The organism is Alcanivorax sp. IL3 (genome assembly GCF_047495465.1).
GTDB lineage: Bacteria > Pseudomonadota > Gammaproteobacteria > Pseudomonadales > Alcanivoracaceae > Alcanivorax > Alcanivorax jadensis.
The window spans coordinates 863,153-881,427 of record NZ_CP179931.1 but is presented as its reverse complement, the minus strand read 5'-3'; the positions used below and the strand labels follow the sequence as shown (position 1 = coordinate 881,427).

The 18,275-nt window shown below is 60.0% G+C and carries 20 protein-coding genes; 6 read left to right on the top strand and 14 right to left on the bottom strand.

The genetic code is table 11. From position 1 onward, the window contains the following. Positions 1-171 precede the first annotated feature (171 nt). The 6 genes from ispH to murJ form a co-directional block, all read right to left on the bottom strand. On the bottom strand, positions 172-1,107 hold the full coding sequence (gene ispH, locus ACMG4M_RS04175) for a 4-hydroxy-3-methylbut-2-enyl diphosphate reductase (protein ID WP_414430758.1): 936 nt from the start codon (positions 1,105-1,107) through the stop codon (positions 172-174). 90 nt (positions 1,108-1,197) lie between these two features. Next, positions 1,198-1,668, bottom strand: coding sequence for an FKBP-type peptidyl-prolyl cis-trans isomerase (gene fkpB / locus ACMG4M_RS04170; protein ID WP_035250038.1), 471 nt, complete (start codon positions 1,666-1,668; stop codon positions 1,198-1,200). Beyond that, complete coding sequence (gene lspA, locus ACMG4M_RS04165; RefSeq protein WP_052043072.1) at positions 1,661-2,185, bottom strand: signal peptidase II; 525 nt, start codon at positions 2,183-2,185, stop codon at positions 1,661-1,663. Before lspA ends, fkpB begins: the two co-directional genes overlap by 8 nt. After that, a complete protein-coding gene (ileS, locus tag ACMG4M_RS04160) occupies positions 2,178-4,988 on the bottom strand; it encodes an isoleucine--tRNA ligase (RefSeq protein WP_272961737.1) in 2,811 nt (936 codons plus the stop codon). The genes lspA and ileS overlap by 8 nt, the downstream gene beginning before the upstream one ends. Then, a complete protein-coding gene (gene ribF / locus ACMG4M_RS04155) occupies positions 4,985-5,965 on the bottom strand; it encodes a bifunctional riboflavin kinase/FAD synthetase (RefSeq protein WP_035250034.1) in 981 nt (326 codons plus the stop codon). Before ribF ends, ileS begins: the two co-directional genes overlap by 4 nt. A gap of 151 nt (positions 5,966-6,116) precedes the next feature. Then, complete coding sequence (murJ, locus tag ACMG4M_RS04150; protein ID WP_414430757.1) at positions 6,117-7,682, bottom strand: murein biosynthesis integral membrane protein MurJ; 1,566 nt, start codon at positions 7,680-7,682, stop codon at positions 6,117-6,119. 226 nt (positions 7,683-7,908) lie between these two features. Between murJ and rpsT the strand changes: the two genes are divergently transcribed. Next, a complete protein-coding gene (rpsT, locus tag ACMG4M_RS04145; protein ID WP_035250031.1) occupies positions 7,909-8,175 on the top strand; it encodes a 30S ribosomal protein S20 in 267 nt (88 codons plus the stop codon). 156 nt (positions 8,176-8,331) lie between these two features. Here rpsT and proB read toward each other — a convergent pair whose 3' ends face one another. The 4 genes from proB to rplU all read right to left on the bottom strand — a co-directional run bounded on the left by proB (position 8,332) and on the right by rplU (position 11,694). Further along, positions 8,332-9,444 carry a glutamate 5-kinase gene (gene proB, locus ACMG4M_RS04140; protein WP_035250029.1) on the bottom strand — a complete coding sequence of 371 codons (1,113 nt, stop codon included), beginning with the start codon at positions 9,442-9,444 and terminating at the stop codon, positions 8,332-8,334. A 23-nt stretch (positions 9,445-9,467) separates the two neighbouring features. Further along, positions 9,468-10,652, bottom strand: coding sequence for an Obg family GTPase CgtA (cgtA, locus tag ACMG4M_RS04135; RefSeq protein WP_035250028.1), 1,185 nt, complete (start codon positions 10,650-10,652; stop codon positions 9,468-9,470). Between the two features lie 439 nt (positions 10,653-11,091). After that, positions 11,092-11,352, bottom strand: coding sequence for a 50S ribosomal protein L27 (gene rpmA / locus ACMG4M_RS04130; RefSeq protein WP_035250027.1), 261 nt, complete (start codon positions 11,350-11,352; stop codon positions 11,092-11,094). Positions 11,353-11,382: 30 nt separating this feature from the next. Then, positions 11,383-11,694 carry a 50S ribosomal protein L21 gene (gene rplU / locus ACMG4M_RS04125; RefSeq protein WP_007148862.1) on the bottom strand — a complete coding sequence of 104 codons (312 nt, stop codon included), beginning with the start codon at positions 11,692-11,694 and terminating at the stop codon, positions 11,383-11,385. Between the two features lie 504 nt (positions 11,695-12,198). Between rplU and ACMG4M_RS04120 the strand changes: the two genes are divergently transcribed. The 3 genes from ACMG4M_RS04120 to ACMG4M_RS04110 all read left to right on the top strand — a co-directional run bounded on the left by ACMG4M_RS04120 (position 12,199) and on the right by ACMG4M_RS04110 (position 14,377). Next, entirely contained in the window at positions 12,199-13,170 is a 972-nt protein-coding gene (locus ACMG4M_RS04120) for a polyprenyl synthetase family protein (protein WP_272975531.1), read from the top strand. 76 nt (positions 13,171-13,246) lie between these two features. Beyond that, positions 13,247-13,828, top strand: coding sequence for a YajG family lipoprotein (locus ACMG4M_RS04115; protein ID WP_414430756.1), 582 nt, complete (start codon positions 13,247-13,249; stop codon positions 13,826-13,828). A gap of 312 nt (positions 13,829-14,140) precedes the next feature. Continuing rightward, on the top strand, positions 14,141-14,377 hold the full coding sequence (locus ACMG4M_RS04110) for a SelT/SelW/SelH family protein (protein WP_414431116.1): 237 nt from the start codon (positions 14,141-14,143) through the stop codon (positions 14,375-14,377). A gap of 291 nt (positions 14,378-14,668) precedes the next feature. Here the strand turns inward: ACMG4M_RS04110 and ACMG4M_RS04105 are convergent, their stop codons facing one another. From ACMG4M_RS04105 to ACMG4M_RS04095, 3 genes are all read right to left on the bottom strand, one after another. Continuing rightward, a complete protein-coding gene (locus ACMG4M_RS04105; RefSeq protein WP_414430755.1) occupies positions 14,669-14,863 on the bottom strand; it encodes a CPXCG motif-containing cysteine-rich protein in 195 nt (64 codons plus the stop codon). A gap of 3 nt (positions 14,864-14,866) precedes the next feature. Beyond that, positions 14,867-15,271 (bottom strand): HIT domain-containing protein, encoded by a 405-nt coding sequence (locus ACMG4M_RS04100; protein WP_035250017.1) that lies wholly within the window; start codon positions 15,269-15,271, stop codon positions 14,867-14,869. 71 nt (positions 15,272-15,342) lie between these two features. Continuing rightward, positions 15,343-16,356: an AraC family transcriptional regulator gene (locus tag ACMG4M_RS04095; protein WP_035250015.1), complete on the bottom strand. Its 1,014-nt coding sequence runs from the start codon at positions 16,354-16,356 to the stop codon at positions 15,343-15,345. Positions 16,357-16,478: 122 nt separating this feature from the next. Between ACMG4M_RS04095 and ACMG4M_RS04090 the strand changes: the two genes are divergently transcribed. Next, entirely contained in the window at positions 16,479-17,315 is an 837-nt protein-coding gene (locus tag ACMG4M_RS04090) for an SDR family oxidoreductase (protein WP_272975529.1), read from the top strand. Between the two features lie 167 nt (positions 17,316-17,482). After that, positions 17,483-17,671 carry a hypothetical protein gene (locus tag ACMG4M_RS04085; protein ID WP_035250012.1) on the top strand — a complete coding sequence of 63 codons (189 nt, stop codon included), beginning with the start codon at positions 17,483-17,485 and terminating at the stop codon, positions 17,669-17,671. A gap of 89 nt (positions 17,672-17,760) precedes the next feature. On the opposite strand, the gene ACMG4M_RS04080 is transcribed toward ACMG4M_RS04085, so the two are convergent. After that, positions 17,761-18,141 (bottom strand): hypothetical protein, encoded by a 381-nt coding sequence (locus tag ACMG4M_RS04080; protein ID WP_035250009.1) that lies wholly within the window; start codon positions 18,139-18,141, stop codon positions 17,761-17,763. Positions 18,142-18,275 lie beyond the last annotated feature (134 nt).

The window sequence follows — 18,275 nt, the reverse complement described above, 5'->3', positions numbered from 1 at the left end:
TCACACTTTAATCGTACACCAATGCAACTTTTACCTTAGTGGAAAGCATTACTGCACTATCCCGGGGGCCAGGAGGCAGCAAAACCTAGACGGGTGCAAAATTATCATTTTAAACAGACAAAAGGCGGAGGGGGGGCCCTAAAGGAAACCAATACGTTTTCCCAGCCAGAATCAGGAGCGCAGCGCCTTGGGCATGGAGAAACGGATGTTCTCTTCGCGACCGGGGATTTCCTCGGGGTCAAAGCCGCCCAGGGATTTGAGGGTGGCGATGACCTGCTGGACCAGCTCTTCGGGGGCGCTGGCGCCGGCGGTGACGCCGACGGCGGTCTTGCCCTTGAGCCAGGCAGAGTCGATCTGGGAGGGGTCGTCGAGTAGGTGGGCTTCAGCGCCGCAGCGTTCGGCCAGCTCCCGCAGACGGTTGGAGTTGGAACTGTTCACAGAACCCACCACCAGCACCAGCCCGCATTCCAGCGCCAGCTGGCGCACGGCATCCTGACGATTAGTGGTGGCGTAGCAGATGTCTTCACGCTTGGGGCCGAGGATGTTCGGAAAGCGGGCGCGCAGGGCATCGATCACTTTCGCGGTATCGTCCACACTGAGGGTGGTCTGGGTCACGAAGGCCAGGGTGTCCGGGTCACGAACCTGAATCGTCGCCACGTCCGCCTCATCTTCCACCAGGTAGATATCACCACCATAGGACTTGTCGTACTGGCCCATGGTGCCTTCCACTTCCGGGTGACCGGCATGGCCAATCAGAATGCTCTCGCGGCCTTCGCGAGCGTAGCGAATCACTTCCATATGCACCTTGGTGACCAGCGGGCAGGTGGCATCGAACACCTTCAACTGGCGGCGCTCCGCCTCCTGCTGCACCGCCTTGGAAACACCATGGGCACTGAAGATAACAATGGCATCATCCGGCACTTCGTGGAGCTCCTCCACAAACACCGCCCCGCGCTGACGCAGATCGTCCACCACATAGCGGTTGTGGACCACCTCGTGGCGCACATAGATCGGCGGCCCGAACACTTCCAGTGCCCGGTTGACGATATCGATGGCGCGATCCACCCCGGCACAGAAGCCACGGGGGTTGGCGAGTCGGATTTGCATAGGAGATCCTGCTTGACTGGTACCGGTATTGTAACGGGTACAGGGCCGCTTCTGCGACCGTTGCAACGACACTGATGCCGCGGACTGCAATCAGTTCAGGGTAACGGGCTGCTCCGGAGCGTAACGCTCCACGGCGATAATCTCTACCTCGAAGGTCAGGTCTCGGCCGGCCAGAGGGTGATTGAAATCCACATAGACCCACTCATCCTCCACCTTGCTGATCACGCCAGGCAGTTCGCCGCCAGCCGCATCCGCAAAGCTCAGCACCATGCCCTGCTCCAGGGTGTCGTACTGGGCAAAGGTACTACGGGTGAAGTGCTGCACATTGTCGTCGTTGTAATCGCCGAAGGCCTTGTTCGCCTCCAGGAAAACGCTACGGCGATCGCCGGCTTTAAGGCCGCGCAAGGCATTTTCAAAGCCCGGCAGCAGGGATTCGTCACCCCAGACGAAGGCCGCCGGGTCACCGCCGAAGGTGGAATCCAGCTCGGTGCCATCCATCAGGCGCACCGCAAAATGCAGAGTGATACGGGTGTCCGGGCCCGCCCGGAGAATCTCAGTCATGCTTTTTGGCTCCCAGGAGCATATCCAGCAGAATCAGACCGGCACCAATGGTGATAGCGCTGTCGGCGATATTGAAGGCCGGGAAGTGGCTGTTACCCCAGTAGAAATCCAGAAAGTCCACCACATGCCCCAGCACCAGCCGGTCGTAGAAATTGCCCAGGGCCCCGCCCAGAATCAGCGCCAACGCGACGCCCTGCAGTTTCTCTGCAGCGGTGAGCCGGGTCAGCCAGACCAGGATCAGTACCGAAGCACCCAGGGCAATGGCGGTAAAGAACCAGCGCTGCCAGCCCCCCGCATCCGCCAGAAAGCTGAATGCGGCACCGGGGTTATAAGCCAGGGTCAGATTGAAGAACGGCATCACTTCCAGCCGCTCGTAGAGATCAAACCGGGCCACCACCATATGCTTGGTGATCTGATCCAGGGCAATCACCACACCGGTGAGCCACAACCAAATTAGTTGCCCTGGCAGCAGCCGTTTGCTGCTTTCAGAAGATGAGATATCTGGCGTTTTAGGCATAACGTCGCACCTCACCCTCGCCGTCCACGTTCGTCACGCAACGGCCACACAACTCCGGATGCGCGGCATGGGAGCCGACATCCGGCTGGTGGTGCCAGCAGCGCGCGCACTTGCCGTACTCACTGGCCAGCACCTGCACCTTCAACCCGCTCACCGCCGTGTCTTCCAGCTCGGCAGGCGCCTCCCCCAGAGGCTTGAGGGTGGCCGCAGAGGTAATGGTGACGAAACGCAGCTCATCGCCCAGACGGTTCAACAGCGTCTGCTGCTGGTCATCCACATAGAGCACCACCTCGGCACTGAGGCCGCCCTTGATCAGCTTGTCGCGACGGGCATTCTCGATGGCCTTGTTCACCGCCTGCTTCACATCCTGCATCTGCTGCCAGAAATTACGATCCATGTCCGCATCGGTAAGACCGAAAAGGCCGTCGTACCATTCCGCCAGGAACACCGAATCGAGACGCTCGCCGGGCAGGTTTTCGTAGATTTCCTCGGCGGTGAAGCTGAGTACCGGCGCCATCCAGCGCACCAGCGCCTGGGCGATATGATAAAGGGCTGTCTGGCAGGAGCGCCGCGCCACGGAATCCGCCTGGGTGGTGTACTGGCGATCCTTGATGATATCCAGGTAGAAGCCGCCCAGATCCAGGGCACAGAAGTTGTGCAACTTCTGGTAGACCTGATGGAAATGGTAGCCGTCGTAAAGCCCCTGAATCTCTTCCTGCAGTTGCAGGGCGCGATCGACAATGTAGCGATCCAACGCCAGCATCTGCTCCGGCTGCAACGCATCGCTGGCCGGGTCGAAACCGCTCAGGTTGGAGAGCAGGAAACGGCTGGTGTTACGGATACGACGATAGCTATCGCCCATCTGCTTGAGGATGTCCTTGGACACGGACATCTCGCCACGATAATCGGTGGCTGCCACCCACAGACGCAGGATATCGGCGCCCAGATCGTTCCACACTTCCTGGGGCGCGATCACATTGCCGACGGACTTGGACATCTTGCGGCCCTGCTCATCCACGGTGAAACCATGGGTCAGGACGGTCTTGTAAGGTGCTGCATCGCGAACCGCCAGGCTGGTCAGCAGCGAAGACTGGAACCAGCCACGATGCTGGTCGGACCCTTCCAGATACAGGTCCGCCGGGGTGTTCAGCTGCGGACGTTGGTCCAGTACGCAGTAATGAGTGACACCGGAATCGAACCACACATCCAGAGTATCGGTCACCTTGCTGTACTGGTCGGCCTGCTCGCCCAGCAACTCGGCGGGCGCCAGATCGAACCAGGCATCAATGCCTTTCTGCTCCACCCGCTGGGCGACCTGTTCGATCAGGGCCGGGGTGTCCGGGTGCAGCTCGCCGGTTTCCTTGTTCACGAACAGCGCAATGGGCACGCCCCAGGTACGCTGGCGGGAGATACACCAGTCCGGGCGGTCGGTGAGCATGCCTTCGATGCGGGCCTTGCCCCACTCCGGCAGCCACTGCACCTTGTCGATTTCCTGACGGGCACGGGGCAGCAGCCCGGCCTGGTCCATGGAGACAAACCACTGGGCGGTGGCACGGAAGATCAGTGGCGTCTTGTGGCGCCAGCAATGCGGGTAGCTGTGCTCGATTTTTGCCAGCTTCACCAAGGCACCGCTTTCCTGCAGTGCCTCGATCACCGGCTCGTTGGCCTTGCTGACATGCACTCCGCCCACTACTGGCAGGTCGTCACGAAACAGGCCGCTGTCCAGCACCGGGCTGATCGGGTCCAGATCGTATTGCTGGCCCACCACAAAGTCATCGGCACCGTGGCCGGGAGCGGTGTGCACCAGGCCGGTACCGGCATCGGTGGTCACGTGCTCACCGAGAATCACCGGCACCTGCGCACCCAGGAACGGATGCTGCAGAGACAATGCTTCCAGCTTTTCGCCTTTCACTGTGGTTGAGCGGGTTACGCTCTCCATGCCCCAGCGCTCCACCAGATCGTCCGCCAGCGCCTCGGCCACCAACAGCTCAAGATGCTGGCCATCCAACTCGCCGCTGAGCAGCACATAGTCCAGCTGCGGATGCACCGCCACCGCCCGGTTAGCCGGGATGGTCCAGGGAGTGGTAGTCCAGATGACCAGCGCCGGAGCGGTGGCCTTGATGCCGGAACGGGCAGTAAAGTCCGCCACATCCACCACACTAAACTCCACATCAATGGCCGGGGACACCTTGTCGTAGTATTCCACTTCCGCTTCCGCCAGGGCGGAGGCGCAGTCCAGACACCAGTGCACCGGCTTGAAGCCCTGCTGCAGGTGGCCGTTGTCGACGATCTTGCCCAGGGAACGGATGATGTTCGCCTCGAAGGCGTAATCCATGGTCAGGTAGGGATTGTCCCAGTCGCCGAACACGCCCAGGCGCATGAAGTCCGCCTTCTGGCCATTCACCTGCTTGCTGGCGTATTCACGGCACTTCTTGCGGAAAGTACTCGCATCGACTTTGTGCCCGGCCTTGCCGACCTTCTTTTCCACCATCAGTTCGATGGGAAGGCCATGGCAGTCCCAGCCCGGCACATAGGGGGCATCAAAGCCGGCCAGGGTACGGGACTTGACGATCATGTCCTTGAGGATCTTGTTCACCGCATGGCCAATATGAATGTCGCCGTTGGCGTACGGCGGGCCATCGTGAAGAATGAACTTGGGACGGCCGGCAAAGGCCTCACGGATCTTCTGGTAGAGCTGCTTTTGCTGCCACTCTTTCAGACGCGCCGGTTCGCGCTGGGACAAGCCGGCTTTCATGGGAAAGTCGGTTTGGGGAAGATTAAGCGTTGCCTTGTAGTCCGTCATAGTCCCGTCTTAGATAATCCCGTCTTTTCAAAGTAGTCCCGGACCGCTTTCACGTCCTGCCAGATGGCAGTCTTGAGCTGATCCAGATCCGCGAATTTCTCTTCCGCCCGCACATAATGGCGAAAGGCAACCGTCAAATGCTTGTCGTACAGGCTGTCCTTGCCGGCCCCGGCATCGTTACTCTCTTCACGATAATCCAACAGATGCACTTCCAGGCGATTTTCCGTGCCGTTTACCGTCGGCCGGTCGCCCATATTGGCAGCACCGGCCTGGTCCGTGAGCCCGGCGCCAGTCACCGTCACGGCAAACACCCCTGCCAGCGGCGAGTGCAGACGCTTCAGCGCCAGATTCACCGTGGGCAAATCCAGGGTGCGACCGATCTTGTCGCCATGACGCACCCGACCACTGATGGCAAAGGGGCGACCCAGTAAGGTTTCCGCCAGGGCAAAATCGCCGGCGCTGAGCGCCGCTCGCACCCGGGTGCTGGACACCCGCTCGCCATGGATTTCGCAGGTGGCGGTATCTGTCACAGCGAAACCGAACTGCCCGCCAGCCTGCTGCAGGTAGGCGAAATCCCCGTCGCGACCACAACCGAAACGGAAATCATCACCCACCACCAGGTATTCCACCCCTAGCCCATCCACCAACAGGGATTGCACAAAGGCTTCAGCGGTCAAAGAGCGGAAACGCTCGTCAAATCGCACGCACAGCACCTGATCCACCCCGGCGTTACGCAGGGCAATCAGCTTGTCGCGCAGGGACATGAGCCGGGCCGGCGCCTGCTGCGGCGCAAAAAATTCCTGAGGTTGCGGCTCGAACAGCATCACCGTGGCCTTCAGTCCACGGCGGCGGGCTTCTGCGATCACCTGATCCAGAATCCGCTGATGCCCCTGATGCACCCCATCGAAATTGCCAATGGTGGCCACGCAGCCGCGATGCCTGTCGCGCAGATTGTGAATGCCGCGAATCAGTCGCATCTCATCCTCGTCTCAAAAGACGCCCGATTATACAGGCTCGTCGATGGTTTTGTATGCGCCCGTGACCTGCCGGCGGGAAAAACGGTTAACCGCCAAAGACATGGTGCTCACAGGGAGTAAAGACAACGCCCTTTGCACCTCTTGCCGGAAATTAGCGACGCAAGTGCCGGGGGCGCAACCCCAATACCAGCAGACTGGTGCCATAGATAGCCAGCCCGGAGGCGACAATCAGGCTGAGCCAGCCGACCCGGTTCCAGACACCTGCCTCGGTCCAGGCCTGGGTCTGCAACGACAACCAGTAGGTGACCGCCGCCATGGCAATACCAGCAAACACCATCCGCCCCCAGAGTAACAACCAGCCCTTGAGCGGCTGATAAACCCCGGCCCGACGCAGCCCAAGATACAACAGCCCGGCATTAAGCCAGGCGGACAGCGCCATGGCCGTCGCCAGCCCCACATGGTGCCACTCCCACACCAGCATGGCGCCGAACGCCATATTCGCCAGCATGGCAATCACACCGACCTTCACCGGGGTGCGGGTGTCCTGACGGGCATAGAAGCCTGGCGCCAGCACCTTGATCAGCATGGCCGCCAACAGGCCGGTACTGTAAGCGCGCAGGGATTCCGCCGTTTTCGCCACATCAAAGGCAGTGAATTCACCGTACTGGAACAGGGTGGACAGCAGCGGCTCGGCCAATACTGCCAACGCCAGCGCCGCCGGCAGACCAATCAGCAGCACCATGCGGATAGCCCAATCCAGAGTACGGGAAAACGCCTCGCTGGACGCATCCACATGTTTGCTGGACAGGCTGGGCAGGATCACCGTGCCAATGGCCACCGCGAAAATGCCCAACGGCAGCTCGATCAGCCGGTCCGTATAATAGAGCCAGGTCACCGAACCGGTTTCCAGCAGTGACGCCAGCACCGTATTGACCAGGGAGTTGAGCTGATAGACCGACGCCCCGAACAGGGCCGGAATCATCAATGTCATGATCTTGCGCACCCCCGGATCCGACCAGCCCATGCGCGGCACCGGCATCAGGTTCAACCGCGCCAGGAACGGCAACTGGAACAGCAGCTGCGCCACCCCGGCGATCAACACCCCCCAGGCCAGCGCCACCGCCATGCGATCTTCGGCAAACTGCGGCGCCAGGAACAGGGCGCAGCCGATCAGACTCAGGTTCAACAGCACCGGCGTAAAGGCCGGCACCGCAAAGCGGTTCCAGGAATTGAGAATGCCGCCGGCAAAGGCGGTCAGGGAAATAAAGAACAGATAGGGGAAGGTCAGCCGCAGCATTTCCACGGTCAGCGCCCGTTTCACCGGATCATCGCCAAAACCGGGAGCAAACAACCACACCACCCCCGCCGCCGCCAGCATCCCCACCAGCGTGATCAACGCCACCACGGTTCCCAGGGTGCCGGCCACCCGGTCCACCAACAGCTTGGTGGCCGCCATGCTGCCTTTGCTACGATACTCGCTAAGCACCGGCACAAACGCCTGGTTAAAGGCCCCTTCGGCAAACAGGCGACGGAAAAAATTGGGGATTTTCAGGGCCACGAAGAAGGCATCGGCCCCGGCGGAAGCCCCCAGCATACGGGCGATCACCACATCCCGGACCAGCCCGAGCACCCGCGACAGCATGGTCATGGTCGCCACCAGGGCGGTGGAGGCCATTAAACCGGCTTTTTTCGGGGTCTTTTCTGTGGGTACGGTCATGATGCCTCCAGCAAACCGGGCAAGAGTAAACAAAGGTCGCCCAAACCGCCAGAATGATGATTTCCGCCCCCACAGCCCATTGACATCGGGCCGTCGGATCGGCATAGTTGCGCGTCTTTAGACCATGACCCGCGTGTTTTTTGATCACAACAGGTAGGGTCGGCCCCAGCGGCCAGTGTCACAACCCGAATTTGACCTTCGAATTTAAAAGTATAGGAGCAGGACCTTGGCTAACTCACCGCAAGCACGCAAGCGTGCGCGTCAGGCGGAAAACCGCCGTCAGCACAACGCAGCGATGCGCTCCATGGTGCGCACATACCTGAAAAAGGTGAACGCGGCTATTGCGTCCGGCGACCAAGGCAGCGCTCAGGAAGCTTATACCCAGGCGGTGTCTGTGCTGGATAAAGCCACCCGCAAGGGCAAGTTTCACCCGAACAAGGCAGCTCGCCACAAGAGCCGCCTGAACGCCAAGATCAAGGCCATGGCTGCCTGAGTCTGACGCGTTCGCGTTAAAAAACCGGCCATTGGCCGGTTTTTTTATGCCTGGAAATCAGTGACGAGTTGCGAGAAGCGAGTTTCGAAGGGCCAAACCGGTTTTGTTTTGCCTTTCGCTTCTCGAAACTCGAAAACTCGAGACTCGCTTCCCACATCAGCCGACGTCGAACACCACCATATTATCCCGGTGGATCAGCTCCTCTTCATTCATGTAGCCCAGCACATCGGCAATCTCGGTACTTTTCTTTCTACAGATGCGGCGTGCGTCGGCAGCGTCATAGTTGGCCAGGCCACAGCCGATACGCTCGCCCTGCTCGCTTTCACAGGCCACCATTTCCCCACGGGAGAACTGGCCGAACACATCCACCACACCCACCGGCAGCAGGCTGGAACCGCCATCACGAATACGGCGCACCGCCCCGGCATCCAGCACCACACGGCCACGCATCTGCAGATGCCCGGCCAGCCACTGCTTGCGGGCATTCATGGGCGAGGTATCCGGCAACAATGTGGTGCCGGGCCCCTGCCCCTGGGCCAGCTCTGCCAACACCTGCGGGCTGCGCCCGGAGGCAATGGTCGTCGACGCCCCGGAGCGGGCAGCCAGCTTGGCGGCACGCACCTTGGTGGCCATGCCGCCACGCCCCAATAATCCGCCACCGCCAGCCACTCGGGCAATATCCGGGTCCGACGCCCGTGCCTCGCGGATCAATGCTGCCTGGGGATTGCTACGTGGGTCGGCGTCGAAGAGTCCATCCTGGTCGGTGAGAATCACCAGCCGGTCCGCCTCGATCAGATTCGCCACCAGAGCCGCCAGGGTATCGTTGTCACCAAAGCGGATTTCATCGGTAACAACGGTGTCGTTCTCGTTCACCACCGGCACCACCGAAAAGCCCAGCAGGGTCAGCAGCGTGGAGCGGGCATTGAGATAGCGCTTGCGATCGGACAAGTCATCGTGGGTAAGCAGCACCTGGGCGGTGTGCAAATTGTGCTTCTGAAAGCGCGACTCCCAAGCCTGCACCAGCCCCATCTGGCCCACCGCAGCAGCGGCCTGCAGCTCGTGCACGGAATCCGGACGAGAGGTCCAGCCCAGCCGGGTCATTCCTTCCGCCACGGCACCAGAGGACACAATCACCACTTCGATGCCCTGCTCACGCAGCGCCACCATGCGGTCCACCCAGGACTGCATCAACGCACAATCCAGCCCCTTACCGTCATTAGTCAGCAGGGCACTACCTATCTTGATTACCCAACGCTGGCGGTCCGCCACACCCACTCCTTAGTCACGCTTGATCAGGGTTCGTAAACCACTTCCACATCGTGGTCATCATCGTCGTCGTCATCATCATTCTGGCGAGCCCGGCGTGCATCCGCCTTGAGCTCCTGCACCTTCTCGCGGGCCTCTTCTTCCAGACGAGCCCGCAGATCCTGCTGCGCGGCGGCATAATCCGGATCTTCCTGTTCCAGCCGGCGACGGTCTTCGATGGCATTCATCAGGGCGTAGACCAGGTCTTCGCAGCCCACCCCCGCAGCAGCAGAAATGCGGAACACCGGCCCCTGCCAGCCCAACTCCTCAACAATGGCATCCGCCTGCTTCTGAGCTTCGTCATCCGCCAACAGATCAATCTTGTTGAACACCAGCCAGCGCTCCTGCTCAGCCAGTGCCGGAGAAAAGCGGTCCAGCTCGTCGGCGATGGCATCAATGTGATCGGCCGGACTGCTGCCATCCATGGGAGCCAGATCCACCACATGCAGCAACAGGCGGGTACGCGCCAGATGCTTGAGGAAACGAATCCCCAAACCTGCACCCTCTGCGGCCCCTTCGATCAGGCCGGGAATATCAGCAACCACAAAACTGCGATGGCGATCCGCCTTCACCACGCCAAGATTGGGCACCAGGGTGGTAAACGGATAATCCGCCACCTTGGGTTTGGCGGCAGAAATTGCCCGGATCAGGGTGCTCTTGCCGGCATTGGGCATGCCCAGCAGCCCCACATCCGCCAGCACTTTCAATTCCAGGCGCAGGCGACGGGATTCACCCGGCTTGCCCTTGGTAATCTTGCGCGGGGCCTGGTTGGTGCTGCTCTTGAAATGAATATTACCGAGCCCGCCGCGACCGCCCAGGGCGATCATTACCGGCTTCTCCGGATCGGTCAGATCCGCCAGCACCTCATCGGTATCCACATCGACGATGGTAGTACCCACCGGCACCAGCAACACCACGTCATCAGCGGATTTACCGGTCATCTGCCGCCCCTTGCCGCCCTCGCCGTTACGGGCTTTGAAATTGCGGTCGTAGCGGTAATCCACCAGAGTATTCAAATTGGTATCCGCCTTCACCAGCACACTGCCACCGGCGCCGCCGTCGCCACCATCCGGACCGCCGAATTCCACGTATTTTTCGCGCCGGAAACTCAGACAGCCATCACCGCCTTTACCGGCGTGAACTTCAATGGTGGCTTCATCGACAAATTGCATTGGGGGACACTCTATTACTGGATGGATGCCATTGTAGGGCAGCACACGGGCCACTCACCACAATGTCCTGGATCTGTTCGCGTGCTATTGCCCACGCCGCTTGCAAGCAGCCTGACACAAAAAAGCCCCGCGGGCAGGAGCCTCGCGGGGCTTTGAGAACCTGTTCGCGCTCTATACGCAGCAGCGCCGGAGTCAATTTTGTCGCCAGGTCGTGATTGCGATTGTGCCGTGTAGTCATTCTACATAAGCAAGCGCAATCGCGGGCTGGCGGCAAAAGGGGCCCGGCCCTTCGGGTTGCCACTAAAAAAGCCGCCATGCCGTGTTGTGAACCTTGAACTTGACCCGTCAGGCCCTGCGGTTCACGCCTTGCCTGGCGGCTTTTTTAGTGGCAACGCTGCTGCGTATAGAGCGCGAACAGGTTCTTGCCGACCCTTGCGGATCAGGCCACGGGCTCGATCACCACAAACTTGCGGCTCAGCGGACCCTTGGTTTCAAACTTAACGCGACCGGTTTCCTTGGCAAAGATGGTGTGGTCTTTGCCCATGCCGGTGTTACCACCAGCGTGGAATTTGGTGCCACGCTGACGAACGATGATTTCGCCTGCGCTGACCAATTGACCGCCAAAGCGCTTTACGCCAAGGCGTTTACTTTCCGAATCGCGACCGTTACGAGTACTACCACCGGCTTTCTTATGTGCCATGTCTCAATCCTCTCTTCAAATGTCTAAGGATCAGCCCTGGATCCCGGTGATTTTCACCGCCGTGTACCACTGGCGATGACCTTGTTGCTTGCGGGAGTGCTTGCGACGACGGAACTTCACAATCTTGATTTTCTTGTGACGACCCTGCTCCAGCACTTCAGCGGTGACCTTGGCGCCATCCAGCATCGGCTGACCGACTTTCACGTCATCGCCGTTGGCAACCAGCAGCACCTGGTCGAAATCCACGGATTCGCCAGTGGCCACTTCAATTTTCTCGATGCGCACAACATCGCCTTCTTCAACGCGATACTGCTTGCCACCGGTTTTGATTACTGCGTACATGCATGTGCTCCAGCACGACTCCACTCAGGCGGACGACTCCAGTTCAGAAGCATCGTCACTTGCAGGCCAGGCAGAGGATGAAATTGGGTTGCGAAGTGTACGTGAAACGCCGCCCCTGAACAAGCCCTGATTCTGCCCGCTGCCGCGGCCTTCAGGCAGGCTGCTGAAAAATCCCTTGCATGCTCAGCGTGGTCTGAAGCGTGCAGCTGTTGTGTCTTGTCTCGACGGGCAGGGTGGCCCCCTTTCCTAGAGGCAAGGCGCAGCAGATGTGCGCTTCAGGCCGCGCCCTCCGGGTCTTCCAGGCTGACCCGTACTCGTTGTTGCAATGTTTCGATGGGTGGACACACACCTTCAACATTTCGCCTAGATTACGAGCCAGCCTGAAAGACTGAGCACGCAAGGGATTTTTCAGCAGCTTGCCAGGAATGGGCTTTCCTTGACTAGCTGCCAGCCACTGCTAGCATTGCCCGCTGTTGCGCCCACCTTCTGTCTGGACACAAGTGCATGGATTTCAAGGCCATTTATGCTGTCGTCGAAGATGACTTCGCGGCGGTGAACCAGTTTATCAATCACCACCTGGATTCCAATGTCCCGCTGATCCGCGAGGTGGGGGACTATATCGTCCAGTCCGGCGGCAAGCGCCTGCGCCCGCTGGTGTCCATCCTTTGTGCCCGCGCCTCAGGCTATCATGGCGAGCGCCATGTGGATGTGGCCGCCATCATCGAGTTCCTGCATACCGCAACCCTGCTCCACGATGATGTGGTGGATGAGTCCAACCTGCGTCGCGGGCGCCCCACGGTCAACGCCGTATGGGGCAATGCTGCCAGCGTCCTGGTGGGCGATTTCCTGATTTCCCGCGCCCTGCAGCTGATGGTGGGCCTCAGGCACTCGCGGTTGCTGGATATTTTCTCCCAGAGCACCAATACCATCTCCGAGGGCGAGGTGCTGCAGCTGATCAATGTGCGCGACCCCAACACCAGCGAAGACAACTACATGCGGGTGATCCATCACAAGACCGCCAAGATGTTTGAATCGGCGGCGGAAACCGGCGCCGTTCTGGGTGCCGACGAGAACACCGACTTCGTGGACGCCTTCGCGGCCTATGGTCGCCACCTGGGCATCGCCTTCCAGCTTATCGACGATGTGCTGGACTATCAGGGCGAAGCCAGTGAGCTGGGCAAGAATGTGGGCGACGACCTGGCCGAAGGCAAACCGACCCTGCCGCTGATCTACACCATCGCCAACGGCAGCCCGGAACAGGCCAAGCTGATCAAGGACGCCATCCGCAATGGCGGCCTGGACCATCTGCAACATATTATTGAAACCGTTCAGGCCAGCGGTGGTCTGCAATATACGGTGGACAAGGCCGCCGAGCATACTCGCCTGGCCCTGGACGCTATCGCTGCGGTGCCGGCGTCCCCTTACAAGGAAACGCTGTTCGCCCTGGCGGAAGAATCTCTCAAGCGGACCTATTGAAAACCGCAACAGGCAACACGCTGCACGCGATACCGTTTCGCAGGGTGTTGGCTCAACCTGTCACCAAGGAGTCCCCATGTTACGCGCTGTGTTAGTTCTTGCCCTGAGTGCCACCTTTGCCGGCTGCGCCCTCAGCCCGCAGATGATTGACGTCAAACCGGCTGCCGATGTGGAGGCCACCAATGTGGGACAGAATCAGCCGGTGCAGGTTCTGGCGGTGGATTCCCGTGACCAGGAAGCTTTCGGCACCCGCGGCGGCGTGTATAAAAACACCGCCCTGGTGCGCCCGGCCAATGATGTGAAAAGCGCTGTCGAAGATGCCATTCGCAAAGGGCTGCAGACTCAGGGCTTCAATGCCTTCAACCCCGGCGACGATGCCACTCGCCTGGAAGTTCGCTTGGAACAGCTGGACTATGTCCCGGAAGAAGGCTCAGTGGTCAATGAAGTCACCCTGACACTGACTCTGCTCGCCGAAGCCAGCCGCGACGACGTGCTCCACACCGGCACCTACAAAAGCAGCGTAGTTCACGACCTGCCACTGACCCCCTCGGCCAGCCGCAATCAACAGATGGTCAACGACATCCTCAGCGGCGCTATCAATCGCCTGCTCAAGGATCCGGAAATGCTGGCCTTCCTGGCGGGCAACGACACGCCCTGATGCCAGGCAACCGCGTCGCCATTCACTACTGCAGCAGGGACCCCCTGCATAACTCCTTGCGTGCTCAGGCTTTCAGGCTGGCTCGCAATCTAGTCGCAATGTTGAAGGCGTGTGTCGACCCATCGAGAAATTGCAACAACGAGTGCGGGCCAGCCTGGAAGCCCCGAAGGGCGTGATCTGAAGCGCACATCTGCTGCCCTTTGCCGCTTGAAAAGGGAGCCACCCTTACCTGCGCGACAAAGAACAACAGCTGCGCACTTCAGATCACGCTGAGCATGCAAGGAGTTATGCAGGGGGTCCCCGTGCAACTGGCTGCTGCGCAGCGCCTGGTACGCGCAGGAATTGCTGACCACCTTCAGCGACGAACTGGACGAAGTGGCCCTGCAACCGGGCACTGGCGGAGTATTCCGTATCGAAGCCAATGGCCAGCCAATCTGGGAACGCCAGACAGATGGCGGCTTTCCGGACATCACCGAGCTGAAGCGACGGGTGCGGGATGTGGTCTGCCCGGAGCGGGAGCTGGGGCATATTGATCGCAAAGGCAGCTGATACCCACTACACCACGGAGCGTCGCGGACGGGGCGATAACCAGCGCCGTGAAACACTTTCTACAACGCTGCTGTAGGAGCTCCTCTTGAGGGGCGAACCGAGCGTAGCGAGGCAGGCCAGCAATGGAACCTGTCAAGCCCTGATACTCCTGATCGCCCGCGGGCGTTTTCCACGCTGACGCGTGGTTCGCCCCTCAAGAGGAGCTCCTACAGCGGCTTCGAAACAGCTCGGGGCAACATGATCCTGGCTATCGCGCCGCCAGCGATGCCGAGCCAACCTCACAGGGCCGAGCTATTCATTCTCCGGCCGCACATCCACCTGCGGCTCCTCACTGTCGAACGGCACCGCCACCGTAAACAACAGCGGCTGGCAGCACACCTGACAGTCTTCCACGTATTCCTGCTCCGCCACCGACGTATCAATCAGCACCTCGATGGGCTCCCAGCAATGGGGACATTGCACGCTCACCGGTACCAGACCCGCCATAAGCTAGACCTCCTCCGCGATGGTCAGCCCCTGCAGCCACTCCGGCACCTCCCCTTCTGCCCAGGGCTCGGGCTGGCCCTGCCCCCAGACCGGACCGGGCCAGCAGGGATCGCCCTCAAAGCGGGCAATGATATGGACGTGCAATTGCGGCACCATATTTCCCAGAGCGCCAAGATTGATCTTGTCCGCCCCGGTCACCCGCTCCAGTTCCGCCGCCAGGCCATTGACCTGCTGCAGCAGCGCCTGCTGGTCCGCCAGCGGCAGGTGATGCCATTCTCGCAGACCGTCACGCTTGGGGACCACGATTAGCCAGGCAAAGCGCCGGTCATTCATCCAGCGCAGCCAGCACAAGTCGGTTTCGCCCAGGGCACGGGTATCAGTAGCAAGACGGGGGTGAAGTGTGGCCATGGTGTCTCCTTGATGGGCAGCAACATGCGACACGCTTCACGCGACGCCCAGCGTGAAACGTGCCGCGTCTGTTATCGATAATCCGAAGGGCTGCGCAGGGTCCAGCGCCGGAACGCCCGGGCAAAATTGGAGGCATCGGAATAGCCCAGACTCATGGCGATCTCGTCCACGGTCTTGTCGGTCTGGGTCAGGTACTCCACCGCCAGCCCCTTGCGCAAACCGTCCAGCACCTCCTGATAACTGGTGCCCAATTGCTGCAGCTTGCGCTTGAGGGTCCGTGAAGACATATGCAGCTCACTGGCCACCTCTTCCACCCCGGGAAAGCGTCCACCACCGCCCAGAATGATACGCCGCACCTGGCCAAGCAGGGCTGGCGGCGCCTTGATGGAAGCCATCTCCTGTTCACACTGATCCGCGGCCATGCGCGCCAGCCGCGGGTCGGCAAACTGCAGCTCATAGTCCAGACGCTCCACCGGAAAGCGCATTTGATTGTAGGCACAATCGAAATACACCGGCACCGGCATCACCGGGCGCATGCGCGCAAAGTACTCCGGTTCCGGGTAGGTAAAACGCAGCTCACCAATAATCTCCATGTCCGGCAACAACTTCTGGCCCATGAAGTGAAAACTGGCGAACAGGCTTTCCATCATTACCGGCGCCAACCCACCCAGCGCCAGCAACTCATCGATCTGCATCACCGCCATGTCGCCATCGGTGAAAATATCCAGCTGTACCAGGGTGCTGCGGGTACGGAAGTATTTCACCGCCAGCTCCATGGCCTCGCCGAGGGTGGCACTGCTCATGGCGGCATAACCAAGAAACCCGTGGGAGGAGATCGTCATGGCAGCGCCTAACTCCCAGCCCAGCCAGGGTTCACCGCTAAGCTGGATACCGCGCATCACGACCCTTTCAAAATCCTGGGCGGTTACCCGCGCCTTGGGATCGCGCCAGCAACCGGGCTCAATGGCGGTGTCGGACAGCAATACCTCATTGGCAATGCCCCGTCTGGACATCACATCCAGAAAAAGGGCCAGGTATTCGGCGGAGACCGAGTACTCCGCAGGGTCCATTTTTAGTATTGTCATGGCTGTTTCCTGCTGATGCCGTCTATGGCCCCAAATGACCGAAAGAAGCAACCATAACGTTACGCCCTGCCGCTGACAAGTAACTCTCGTTCACTTGATGGCGCCAACCCCGGGAGAGCACCATGTCCACCGCCAACCTCAAAGGCAAAACCCTGTTTATCACCGGCGCCAGCCGTGGCATCGGCAAGGCGATTGCCTTGCGCGCGGCCCGTGACGGCGCCAACGTCGTCCTGTTTGCGAAAACTACAGAGCCCCACCCCAAACTACCGGGCACCATCTATACCGCGGCCGAGGAAATCCGCGAGGCGGGTGGCACAGCCCTGCCCTGCGTGGGGGATATTCGCTACGAGGAACAGCTGCAGGCCGCCGTGGACCGGGCCGTAGACACCTTTGGCGGCATCGACATTCTGGTCAACAATGCCAGCGCCATCTCTCTGACCGGCACCGAAGCCACCACCATGAAGTCCTACGACCTGATGCATCAGATCAACAGTCGCGGCACTTTCATGGCCAGCAAGCTGTGCCTGCCCCATCTGAAGAAAGCCGCCAACCCGCACATCCTCAACCTGGCCCCGCCATTGAACATGGCGCCCCACTGGTTTGGCCGCCACGTGGCCTACACCATGGCCAAGTACGGCATGAGCCTGTGTGTACTGGGGATGGCCGACGAATACGCCGGCAAGGTAGCGGTAAATGCCCTGTGGCCGAAAACCGTCATCAATACCGCTGCAGTACAGAACCAGCTGGGCGGCGCGCCCACCGTAAAGGCAGCTCGCCAGCCATCGATCATGGCCGATGCGGCCTGGGCCATCCTCACCAGACCGGTAGCCGACGCTAGCGGGCACTTCTTTATTGATGAGGACGTACTTCGCGATACCGGCATCAGCGATCTCAGCGGCTATCGGGTGGACCCGGATCTGGACGATGACAAGCTATTGCCGGATTTCTTTCTGGATTGACAGGAAAGGAGGGTTACCAAAATTGTCACTTGCTGCCGGGTTCCGCCCATTTCGCCGTGACTTTTTTCACACTGCCACCGTAACCCTTTGAGCAAAAACAATAAAAATATTTTCACAATGCTGGCACGGTTCTCGCTTTGCTAACCCCAAGCGAGAGAGAACATGCCATGAGCAAGATTCTGAGATTACGAAAACTGCGCCCGACAACGGCACTGGAAAACCTGAACCGGCTCACCGGTCTGGATTTTCAGAGCTTGCCGGAGTCCCTGGTGAACCGTGATGGCACGGCGTCCACGGAACAGGACGACCTGGAGGGCAGGCTGGATTTTCCGCAGCGCGTCAGCCGTCAGGGCTGACGCGTTTATTTTTTGGCCACAGCCAACACAGCACAAGGCCGCCACGGCCATCGGCCCGGAGCAGCCAACTTATCCATCCTCCTGTCTGATCAGTAGTTGGAAATAAGCTTATCGGACGATTTCAGTGCGGCGCCACGACGCTGCATGAACAGCTCTTCCACCACATGGGTCATGGCTGGCTCGCTGAGCCGCAGGGAGATCTGCACCTGCTCCACATCCGCGGTTAGCTTCAGACGAATACTCCCGGACAACAGGGCACTACCCTCGCCCCCAACGTCAGCAGTATCCACCAGCACCGCCCGGTCGGCCTTGCTGTCCATATAACGCACTACCAACTGCACCTTGCCTGCGGCCCCGGCAATACGGACCCAGGAGGCCACGTTGAATTCCGCTTCCCACTGGCGGGCACGAGCCGGTCGACCATCAGCCCAGATCCGCGAGGGCACTTTGGCGATGAATTTTTCTATCATTATGTTCTCTCTTGCCGGTACAGCCTTTTTAGCCAGTGTACGCATGAGAATAAAGCACGACCATGCGAGGTTTGGCGTACTGACATTGATGGATATCACATCCTGAAGATTCCCTTCCTTTCCGCACATGTCCA

Excerpts from the sequence above, each read along its gene's own strand:
- ACMG4M_RS04090 (WP_272975529.1), top strand. The coding sequence starts at position 16,479 with ATGTCCACCGCCAACCTCAAAGGCAAAACCCTGTTTATCACCGGCGCC.
- ACMG4M_RS04085 (WP_035250012.1), top strand. The coding sequence starts at position 17,483 with ATGAGCAAGATTCTGAGATTACGAAAACTGCGCCCGACAACGGCACTG.
- ACMG4M_RS04080 (WP_035250009.1), bottom strand. The coding sequence starts at position 18,141 with ATGATAGAAAAATTCATCGCCAAAGTGCCCTCGCGGATCTGGGCTGAT.
- ileS (WP_272961737.1), bottom strand. The coding sequence starts at position 4,988 with ATGACGGACTACAAGGCAACGCTTAATCTTCCCCAAACCGACTTTCCC.
- rpmA (WP_035250027.1), bottom strand. The coding sequence starts at position 11,352 with ATGGCACATAAGAAAGCCGGTGGTAGTACTCGTAACGGTCGCGATTCG.
- murJ (WP_414430757.1), bottom strand. The coding sequence starts at position 7,682 with ATGACCGTACCCACAGAAAAGACCCCGAAAAAAGCCGGTTTAATGGCC.
- ACMG4M_RS04100 (WP_035250017.1), bottom strand. The coding sequence starts at position 15,271 with ATGGCCACACTTCACCCCCGTCTTGCTACTGATACCCGTGCCCTGGGC.
- ACMG4M_RS04120 (WP_272975531.1), top strand. The coding sequence starts at position 12,199 with ATGGATTTCAAGGCCATTTATGCTGTCGTCGAAGATGACTTCGCGGCG.
- cgtA (WP_035250028.1), bottom strand. The coding sequence starts at position 10,652 with ATGCAATTTGTCGATGAAGCCACCATTGAAGTTCACGCCGGTAAAGGC.
- ACMG4M_RS04105 (WP_414430755.1), bottom strand. The coding sequence starts at position 14,863 with ATGGCGGGTCTGGTACCGGTGAGCGTGCAATGTCCCCATTGCTGGGAG.
- ACMG4M_RS04115 (WP_414430756.1), top strand. The coding sequence starts at position 13,247 with ATGTTACGCGCTGTGTTAGTTCTTGCCCTGAGTGCCACCTTTGCCGGC.
- rplU (WP_007148862.1), bottom strand. The coding sequence starts at position 11,694 with ATGTACGCAGTAATCAAAACCGGTGGCAAGCAGTATCGCGTTGAAGAA.
- ispH (WP_414430758.1), bottom strand. The coding sequence starts at position 1,107 with ATGCAAATCCGACTCGCCAACCCCCGTGGCTTCTGTGCCGGGGTGGAT.
- lspA (WP_052043072.1), bottom strand. The coding sequence starts at position 2,185 with ATGCCTAAAACGCCAGATATCTCATCTTCTGAAAGCAGCAAACGGCTG.
- ribF (WP_035250034.1), bottom strand. The coding sequence starts at position 5,965 with ATGCGACTGATTCGCGGCATTCACAATCTGCGCGACAGGCATCGCGGC.
- fkpB (WP_035250038.1), bottom strand. The coding sequence starts at position 1,668 with ATGACTGAGATTCTCCGGGCGGGCCCGGACACCCGTATCACTCTGCAT.
- ACMG4M_RS04095 (WP_035250015.1), bottom strand. The coding sequence starts at position 16,356 with ATGACAATACTAAAAATGGACCCTGCGGAGTACTCGGTCTCCGCCGAA.